Annotated in this window: 2 protein-coding genes; one reads left to right on the forward strand and one right to left on the reverse strand. The window is 74.3% G+C overall.

Going from position 1 to position 1,358, the window contains the following annotated elements; all coding sequences use genetic code 11:
• On the reverse strand, positions 1-199 hold a 199-nt coding region (locus AC5LUJ_RS23205; protein WP_493465771.1), incomplete at its 3' end, for a TetR/AcrR family transcriptional regulator C-terminal domain-containing protein.
• Positions 200-402: 203 nt separating this feature from the next.
• Between AC5LUJ_RS23205 and AC5LUJ_RS23210 the strand changes: the two genes are divergently transcribed.
• Positions 403-1,358, forward strand: a 956-nt coding sequence (locus AC5LUJ_RS23210) for an alpha/beta hydrolase (protein WP_493465772.1), incomplete at its 3' end; no start/stop codon positions are given.

Below are 1,358 nucleotides of genomic sequence, written 5' to 3' on the forward strand. Positions count from 1 at the left end.
TGTCGGGCCCGTCGACGTCGAGGTGGCCGCGGTTGGACAGGCGGGCGAGGCGGCCGGCGAGGGCGCCGCGCACCCGTGACCCTCCGTGCGCGAGCGCTTCGTCGAAGAGGTCGGGGAACCGGCCGGCCTCGGCGTACATCAGCCGCTGAAGAATCCAGCCCTCCCCGGTGAGCTGGCAGTCGATGACCTCGCAGGCCACCCGGGAGAGGTCACCGGCGAGATCAGCGCCGTCGTCGGGCAGGGTGTCGAATGAACCCGACCGTTCAATGTAGCGTCCACTGCGTCAAAGTTACGCTTCACTGCCGAAGCCCCGCCGCTGGCGAGCCCTCCCCCGCCGCCCGCCACGGTGAAGCGCGACGCGGTGAAGTTCGGCATGGTTTCCGACATGGTGAGGAAAGCATCGTGACGTCCGTACCGTTGGAGGACCGGGTCGACCCGCAGCTGCGCGACCATCTCGTGAACCCGCCCAGCCGCCCCCGGCTGGGCCGGCTGCACCCCACGGCCGACCGCGTCCGGGCGACCGACACGCACGTCAAGATCACCGACGGCCCGGACGCGCGGGACGTGCCGGTGCGGGTCTACCGGCCCGCCGAGGCCGATGCCGATGCGCCGGTGGCGCTCTTCGTCCACGGCGGCGGTTTCACGCTGGGTGAGCTTGAGCAGTTCGACCCGCACTGCGCGTGGTACGCCGCCGCGTCCCGGGCGGTGATCGTCTCGGTCGGCTACCGGCTGGCCCCGCAGTTCCCCTACCCGGCGGCGCTGCGTGACGCCCACGCCGTGTGGAGCTGGCTGACGGGCGGCCCCGCCGGGGAGACCGGCGAAGGAGCCGGTGGGAGGGCCGGCACGGGGGCCGCGGAGATCGGCGTCGACCCGGCCCGGTCGGCCATCATCGGCTCCAGTTCGGGTGCCGCCATCGCGGCCGGGCTGACGCTGTACCTGCGCGACCGGCAGGAGCCCCTGCCGTCACTGCTGCTGCTGCACGCGCCCGTGCTCGACGACCGGCACGCCACGGTCTCCAGCCAGGCCATCACCGACCCGCGCACCTGGAACCGGGCCGGCTCCCAGCGGGGCTGGCGCGGCTACCTCGGCCCGCTGGCCGACGCCGCGGACGTGCCGGCCTACGCCGCGCCGGCCCGCGCCGCGGACCTCGCCGGGCTGCCGCCGACCGCCCTGGTATTCGGCGATCTCGAGCTTGCCCGGGACGAGGCGCTGGCGTTCGCCGCCCGGCTCGCGCAGGCCGACGTGCCGGTGGAGCTGCACATCTACCCGGGTGCCACGCACGGTTTCGACGTCGTCGTACCCGACGCCGCCGTCAGCCTCGCGTCCCGCCGCGTCCAGAGCGAGGCCCTGCTGCGCGC

It is taken from the genome of Protofrankia sp. CiP1_Cm_nod3 (assembly GCF_982290655.1).